Here is a 6,994-nt window from a genome sequence, read left to right on the forward strand (position 1 = left end):
GGGCGATATGTAGTATATGTATGTGATTCTCGCTTTAGCGCGTCTTCTGTGAAGCCATGCGACGAGGGTTCGAGGTGGTTGGACGAGGGTGTTCAAGAACGCGATGGACTTGTCCCTTCTGCGCCTTTTGTTCCCCTATCTTTATATCTGGGATATCCGGGCGATAGAAAATTCCATACTCCTTCGGCATTCCGTAGAGATCTGGACGAAGATACTTTCCCTTATATTCTTCAGGCTTCTCCTGTTCCGTCACGAACCCATACTTCTGAACCCAGAGGTCGTTCCGTACGGCTTCCACTCGCCACGAGACTTCCACGTGCGGCATGCTAGTGCGAATCACGAAATGGTTGTTCTGGATTTTGCGTACAACCCTTGCCTGGACAAACTCCTCACCTGCGCCATCAATCACTGTGATTTGATAGCGGAAGTCGCGGTTGATAGATTCGAAGTAGTCGGGCAGTTGTACGTTCGCATAGCCCTGCGCATCAGTAACCACATTTCCGCTGTATACGTTATAGGGCTCGGGACCTTCCGTGCAGAAATGGTTGAGGTAGTGTGTTTCAGGCATCAGTGGGTGGTCTATTTGGAACGATTTTGTGCCAGTAGCAGCGAAGTTTCCAGAGGAGTATACGCCGTAGCCTGATGTACTGTCGCTACGCCCTACTACGCCATAGGTGGTGCCGCTTATGGCAGTTGCCCAGCCAAGCACGCCACGACCGTTGGTGCTGTCGCTTTGCGCATACACACCGTAGTTGATACCGTTGTTGGCAGGAGCATATCCCACTACGCCTAAACCGTTGGTGCTTTCACTTCGGCCATACACCCCGTTTGTAGAGCCACTGGTGGCAGTGACATAGCCATATACGCCCCTACCCGAGGTGCTAGCGCTTTGCCCCCACACGCCGTAGGTTGCACCACTACCTGCGGTTGCCCAGCCATTAACAGCTATGCCCGATGTGCTGTCGCTTTGAAACCGCCCGCCGTAGGTGGTCCCGCTTGAAGCAGTTGCCCAGCCAAAGATGCCTCTGCCTTCAGTGCTGGCGCTTTGTCCATACACGCCGTAGTTAGTGCCACTGGTGGCGTATGCCCAGCCATACACGCCCCTACCGGAAACGCTTGTACCATAAACACCCCAGCCGGAGCCATCTTGCGACCCCCATACGCCAATGCCTGAGCCGCCAATACCCTGATTGAGCCCGCGCACAGCTGCTGAATAACTACCCGGCGTAGTGGAACTCACTTCGCCTAACACGCCCACGGCATAGTTTTCGGTAGAGTTCGTGATGCCGTACATTCCAGGGGCTGTGCCCGTTGTTGCTTGATGAACCCCATACACACCCGTGCCGGAAGTGCTAGCGCTTTGCCCATACATGCCGTAGGTGGGGCCACTGTTGGCAGTGGCATAGCCAAAAACGCCTTTGCCGGAGGTACTAGCGCTTTCAAAACGCCCGCCGTAGGTTGTGCCGCTTGTGGCAGAGGCATAGCCAAACACACCCCAGCCCGAAGTGCTGTAGCTTTGCCCAAACACGCCGTAGGTTGTGCCGCTGCTAGAAGAGGCATAGCCATACACGCCTCTGCCGGAGGTACTATCGCTTTCAAAACGCCCACCGTAGGTTACACCACTTGCGGCAGTGTGAATCCCGTAAATGGCTCGCCCTCCGCTACTTGTTACTACATGTAGGGAATATACAGGACTGCTCGTTCCAACCCCCACATTACCCGCGTTGTAGAAAATGTCACTTCCCGATGCTTGCCAAAAAGCATCGCGCAGGTCTGCGTCGGGTGACCATGCAGAACCGCTCCACTTCAACACCTGACCTATGGCAGGAGCAGTGCTCGCTACCGCGTAACCCTGCAAACCATCCACCAACGGGTTAGGATACGTCCCGAACAAATCGCCTCCAGCAGTTCCTGAAGGAGGAGGAAGAGACTGCCAAGTCCCGTTCCCGGAAGCATCGCTCGTCAAAACACGACCTGCCGCAGCGTCTATGGACATTTGAAACGCATTCGTCTTGATCGCACCAGCAATCAGTGTCCCAGAAATGTTCACATGACCCGTCTGCTGTATTCCAGGTGTCTCCGATTGAAGCAAAACAACGCCTGTTGCATCACGATTTTCCTTTTGGAGACTCCCCGGGATTGCGCTCGGCAGCGTCACCAAAACGTAATACTCCTTGCCTTCTATGAGCTCACCTGCGTACAAAGACGCCGTGTAAATGCCATCTTTTACATCAGCAGTCGAAACGCTCCGGTAGGCGAGAACCTCCGTATCTTTGTCAAAGAAGTTGAACGCCAATTCGGCATAGCCATCGGGGACGGATTTCCCCTTCACACTGCCGAACATCGTCAACGTTCGCTCTTGTGCAGAAACGTATCTGGGCAAAACCAACCAGTTTATTGCAACCGATGTGATAACCGCCCCTAACAAAATAAATAGTAATTTCATCGTTCTTCTCCTTTTGAACTTTTGACCCTGGCACCTGTTTTCATGCCGGGGACTACAAACATTATATAGCCGTTCTTTGCCAACCTGTCAGGGGTTTTTCGATTATTCGATAACACTGTAACTTTTTCAGAACGAGTGCGTTTGTAAAAACCCTGTATATTTCCAAACCTTGGTACACTTGCTTGCTAAAGGGTTTATCTGTTGTTTGACAGGATAATTTATTTAACTTTTCCGCTTTGTATTTAAGAGGGTGCCCAGTACTGCAAAAACGTATTCGTCAAAGTTTAGAAAAACGAACGAAATAACGCCGCAACGATGAGGTGGTTTCTTAACTCGTCGGTGTCAAGATTCGTCGGAGTTGTACGCGGCTCGTGCGTGGGTCGTTCTGAACTTCTACATTCAATGTAATCTCTTTTCCCTCTCGAATCACCACGAGTCGAATCATGCTTCCCAATGGCTGATGAAATAAATAGCCGGCAAAATCGAACTGTGAACGAATGTCTTTATTATTCGCACGTATAATGATATCACCGGCGCGTAATCCAGCACGCATGGCGGGACTTCCTGGAGCCAAATCCGTAATTCGCGCTCCATTCGGTGCGTTCGTGAAGTAAGCACCAATCCAAGGATGACGAACGAATCCTTCTTTTAAAAATCCATCTACCACTCTTTGCAAAACGATTCCCGATAACGAATAAGCGGTCATCGCACCATGAGGAGCCAAAGTTTTCACCGCACCGACAGGTGCAGAAACAGAAGACGGCTTTTCTTCACGAGCGACACTTTCACGCGGGACACGTTTGTTTTCAGTCTTTTCTGTGGAAATTAAGGAAGCGACTAAAATTCCCACCCAATTCCCTTGCGAATCGAAGACGGGCGATGCTCCAATCGGCTGCCAAGGCATTTCGAATCGAATTTCCGTTAGTGGCGCATATCTTCTGCTCGGTGAAAGAACACCGATTACAGAACTATTCGAAATTTCGGCGCGCACAGGACCTCGAGGAAGCAAAACAAGCACAACAGGATGAGAAGGAAATGAGACCTTCGCTACTGAAATCGCAGACTTCGGAAAATTTTCTAATTGAATCAAAGCAAGGTCAGTTACAGGGTCGTACGCCTCTACTTTGCAAGGCACTCGAGCTCCATTTGTTAATTTCGCTTCGAGCATAAAACGCGGAGATCCGTCTCCACCGAATGCAACTTCACCCGTCGTGATTGCTTTTCCGTTTTCGGAAATCACGACCGCTTGTCCTAAAGCGACACCGGCTTGGGAAAGCATTACGACAGAAGGTGAAACCCTCTCGACCAACTCACGACTCAACGGTTGGATGAGTCCGTCTTGCGGGAGTGACACGACAAAGGACACCGGAATAGGCTCTTCTGATGGAACTTGAGACACTCCGCCTGTTCCGCTCAATAAGATGAACGAGATGCTAACCGCCAACCGATACATCATCAGGTGATTTAACCTCCACAGCACCAGCAGGAAATCCGGTTTTTCCTGGTTGGATGATTACGACTGATGCCGAAGTATTGTCTTCGCTACTCACTGCTTCGATGCTACTATTCCCTGCTCCTAATGACGCAGCAAGAACCACCTCGGAAACTTCCTCGACCGCCGAGTTTTCAGATGTTTTCTTTTCCGTAATTTTTGGAACAGAAGTTGCTACCAATAAAGGCTTTTTCTTAGTTTTTAGTTTCTTCGGAATATCAGCCCCCCCATTAGCATTCGCCATAGATTTCTGATTGTTTTCAGGTTTTACAATTCCTTCCTCCGTCGGAGCAAAAGTGTTCGGCGAAGTGTAAGCAGCGCCGTTTTCAATCCCCTCTGAGGAAGGTTTTGAATCGTTCGAGAGGTTAGCGGCAACGAATTTCGTCGAAGAATCTCGAGGATAATAATTCGGTAACAGTAACGCTAAAGAAACCACCGCCACGAAAAAAGCACTGAATGCGAATGCTCGTGCGAGGGTCAGCCGCGTCGCCATTCGCAGTTCTCGTGAAAGAATCGCTTCTCGAAGGCGAGCACTGTCGAAGAATGAAACGGGTGCTTCGGGCAACGATTTGATTGCCTCTGCGCAGCGTTTAAAGTCCTGAAATACGTTTTTACAATAAGTGCAGGATTCGACATGTGCGAGGGAGCGGTCTTTCTCGGCCTCGTCCAATTCGCCGTAAGCCAATAAAATAATTTTTTCTTCGTATTTACATCTTTTCATTTTTGCGATTTTTCCTCCTTGCCTTCGCCTAAAAGCGGGATGAGTCTATCGCGCAATGCCCTTCTGGCACGCAGAACTCGAAGTTTCGCCCCACCGACTGAACAGCCCAATATTTCAGCAATCTCGTGATAATCTTTTTCCTCGAAATCACGCAAAATCAATACACTTCTGTGATGAGCAGGCATCCCCAGGAGCGCTTTTCGAACTATTTCTGCTCGACGTTCGCGTTCCATCTCCTCAGTCGGGTTTATTGTTTTCCCTATCGTCATCCATTCGAGCGCTCCCGCGGCTTCTTGCTGTTCGAGAGATGCCCTGCGTGAATTCATCCTTACACGGTCAGTGCATAAGTTCATAGCAATTCGCACTATCCAGGTCGAAAACTTCGCTTGTTTTCGAAAACGATGAAGGTTTTGGAATGCCCTCACGAATGCTTCTTGGGTGATATCCTCCGCTTCATCTCGAGAATGCAACATCTGATACACATATCGGTAAACGGTCAGGCGATGCTCCGCGTATAACCTTTCGAAAGCCTGGTAATCCCCTTCACGCGCTGCAGCAACCAACACTTCGTCGGTTATCCCTCCTGTAAGCGAGGCGGCATGAGACATCGTGGCTTCCATTTCGAGGTCCTTTTCTTGTTCTGTCATATGCTTGACGCCTCAAACCGTTTCGAGTTACCATTAGAGGTAGATGTTCTATTTCTCCCTGTTGCCCGAAAATGAGTTTGCTCTAATTCCATGACGGAGTCTCTCTGGCGAATCGTCTCTTTGCCAGCCGTCGAGGCTGCCCCCTTGCTGTTAGGATGCATTTTTCGCTTTGGAAAGACAGCCGGAAAAATCGTCGAAGTCGAAGCCTACAGCGAAGAAGACCCGGCGAGCCATTCTTTTGGAGGAATGCGGCATAGAAATCGTCACATGTTCCTCGGACCTGGGCATCTTTACGTGTATCGGAGTTATGGTGTGCATTGGTGCGTGAATATCGTGGTAGGAGCCGAAGGTTCAGGGGAGGCTGTTCTTATCCGATCTCTCGAACCTACTATGGGTATATCTACGATGAAAAGACGCCGAAATTGTTCCGATTTATCCCGTTTATGCTGTGGTCCGGGCTGCGTTGCGGCTGCAATGGGAATCACAGGCAAACATAGTGGCTTACTCCTCGGAGAAGGCATTGCCGATTTAGAACCGCCGTCGGAACCCATTCCAATAATGGTAAGCACTCGCATAGGAATACGAAAGGCTGCTGACTGGCAAAGAAGGTTTTTCATCGCGGGAAATCCCTATGTAAGCCACAACAAAAGGGGGAAGGAATTCGTTGTGCCAGTGGGGGTCATGGGCTATGAGGTCATGGGATAAGTAATGAAGATAAAATGGTTTTTATAAAAGGATAGTGGTTTTTAGAAGACAAACGACTCCACAAAAAGAACTGAAAAAAACGAATTCGTTGAAAGAAAACTTATGATTCCTCTTACATTTCCTCGCAGAAAAAGCAAAGCAGTCCGAATTGGTGATATCACCGTCGGAGGAGGTAGCCCTATCGCTGTTCAAAGCATGCTCACGGAGGAGACTAAAAACATCGAAACATGCGTTGAACAGGCAATTGCGCTTCATCGAGAAGGATGCGAAATCGTAAGAATCACCACTCCTTCACTGAGTGAGGCAGAATGCCTCGAAGAGATCTGCAAAAAAATCATCGAACGATACCGGCGCATTCCCATCGTCGCCGATGTCCATCACCAAGGCACAGCCATTGCAGTCGAAGCGGCGAAGCATGCCGATAAGGTTCGCATCAACCCCGGTCTTTTCGTTTATCGAAAACCGACGGGAAAAGAAGAATTCACTCCTGAAGAACACGAAGAAGAGCGACGAATCATCGAAGAAAACCTCGTACCCGTCATCGAAGGGTGTAAAAAACGAAACATCGCGATGCGCATCGGGGTCAATCATGGTTCTCTTTCCGAGCGGATGTTAGTTACTTATGGCGATACACCGGAAGGGATGGTGGAAAGCGCAATGGAATACGTGCGCATTTGCGAAAAACACGGATTCACGAACTTGGTTATTTCTCTAAAGGCTTCTCGAGTTCCGATAATGCTCGCAGCGAACCGAATGCTTTCGCAAAAAACGAATTACCCGATACATTTAGGAGTTACAGAAGCGGGAGACGGGCAATATGCGAGGGTGAAATCCACCGCTGGCATCGGGACGCTTTTGGCAGAAGGAATCGGCGATACGATTCGCATTTCTTTAGCGGAGGACCCGATTCATGAAATTTCCGTTTGCTATGATTTATTGCAAGCCCTCGGATTGAGACGCACGAAAACGGAATTCATCGCTTG

Annotated in this window: 6 protein-coding genes; 2 read left to right on the forward strand and 4 right to left on the reverse strand. The window is 49.5% G+C overall.

The genetic code is table 11. The features are described 5' to 3' along the window. Window positions 1-34 precede the first annotated feature (34 nt). From VNK96_00515 to VNK96_00530, 4 genes are all read right to left on the reverse strand, one after another. A complete protein-coding gene (locus VNK96_00515; GenBank protein HWP30201.1) occupies window positions 35-2,446 on the reverse strand; it encodes a hypothetical protein in 2,412 nt (803 codons plus the stop codon). A 328-nt stretch (window positions 2,447-2,774) separates the two neighbouring features. Further along, a complete protein-coding gene (locus VNK96_00520) occupies window positions 2,775-3,902 on the reverse strand; it encodes a S1C family serine protease (protein HWP30202.1) in 1,128 nt (375 codons plus the stop codon). Next, the gene (locus VNK96_00525) at window positions 3,880-4,659 is read right to left on the reverse strand and encodes a hypothetical protein (GenBank protein ID HWP30203.1); all 780 of its coding nucleotides are present in this window, start codon (window positions 4,657-4,659) and stop codon (window positions 3,880-3,882) included. The genes VNK96_00520 and VNK96_00525 overlap by 23 nt, the downstream gene beginning before the upstream one ends. Continuing rightward, entirely contained in the window at window positions 4,656-5,306 is a 651-nt protein-coding gene (locus VNK96_00530; GenBank protein HWP30204.1) for a sigma-70 family RNA polymerase sigma factor, read from the reverse strand. The genes VNK96_00525 and VNK96_00530 overlap by 4 nt, the downstream gene beginning before the upstream one ends. A gap of 90 nt (window positions 5,307-5,396) precedes the next feature. On the opposite strand from VNK96_00530, the gene VNK96_00535 reads away from it, so the two are divergent. Next, the gene (locus tag VNK96_00535) at window positions 5,397-6,011 is read left to right on the forward strand and encodes a DNA-3-methyladenine glycosylase (GenBank protein HWP30205.1); all 615 of its coding nucleotides are present in this window, start codon (window positions 5,397-5,399) and stop codon (window positions 6,009-6,011) included. A 102-nt stretch (window positions 6,012-6,113) separates the two neighbouring features. Continuing rightward, window positions 6,114-6,994, forward strand: an 881-nt coding sequence (gene ispG, locus VNK96_00540; protein ID HWP30206.1) for a (E)-4-hydroxy-3-methylbut-2-enyl-diphosphate synthase, incomplete at its 3' end; no start/stop codon positions are given.

It is taken from the genome of Fimbriimonadales bacterium (genome assembly GCA_035559795.1).
In the GTDB taxonomy this organism is placed as follows: domain Bacteria; phylum Armatimonadota; class Fimbriimonadia; order Fimbriimonadales; family ATM1; genus DATMAR01.

Bases quoted from the DNA above. Each gene is read 5' to 3' on its own strand.
- VNK96_00525 (HWP30203.1), bottom strand. From the start codon at position 4,659: ATGAAAAGATGTAAATACGAAGAAAAAATTATTTTATTGGCTTACGGC.
- VNK96_00530 (HWP30204.1), bottom strand. From the start codon at position 5,306: ATGACAGAACAAGAAAAGGACCTCGAAATGGAAGCCACGATGTCTCAT.
- VNK96_00515 (HWP30201.1), bottom strand. From the start codon at position 2,446: ATGAAATTACTATTTATTTTGTTAGGGGCGGTTATCACATCGGTTGCA.
- VNK96_00520 (HWP30202.1), bottom strand. From the start codon at position 3,902: ATGATGTATCGGTTGGCGGTTAGCATCTCGTTCATCTTATTGAGCGGA.
- VNK96_00535 (HWP30205.1), top strand. From the start codon at position 5,397: ATGACGGAGTCTCTCTGGCGAATCGTCTCTTTGCCAGCCGTCGAGGCT.